This window comes from Pseudomonas sp. SIMBA_068, assembly GCF_046534705.1.
Classification (GTDB): Bacteria; Pseudomonadota; Gammaproteobacteria; order Pseudomonadales; family Pseudomonadaceae; genus Aquipseudomonas; species Aquipseudomonas putida.
Genome location: NZ_JAWRYI010000926.1, coordinates 1 through 258, shown reverse-complemented (window position 1 = coordinate 258; position 258 = coordinate 1). Strand labels below are relative to the sequence as shown.

Annotated in this window: 1 protein-coding gene; it reads left to right on the top strand. The window is 45.3% G+C overall.

Annotated elements, in window-relative coordinates; translation table 11 throughout:
- Positions 1-14: 14 nt before the first annotated feature.
- Positions 15-258 (top strand): DUF2271 domain-containing protein (locus SB756_RS32105; protein WP_410913505.1); only part of this gene is annotated, 244 nt, incomplete at its 3' end.

The following is a 258-nucleotide window of genomic DNA, read 5'->3' as shown; positions in this document are numbered from 1 at the left end:
AAAGGAGTGTCTTAATGTTAAAAGTTAGTACTGTATTTAGCGCAGCATTATTAATGGTTGCCGCACTATTTCAAACAACGGTTCAGGCACAAACGCCACAGCTAGAGATTGAACTCACCCTACCCGACCTTGACGTACAACCTTATCATCGACCGTACGTTGCTGTGTGGCTAGAAACACCAGAGCGCAAACACGTAACAACGCTTGCACTTTGGGTTCAAAAAGCCGAGTGGTTTAAAGACTTACGCCAATGGTGGC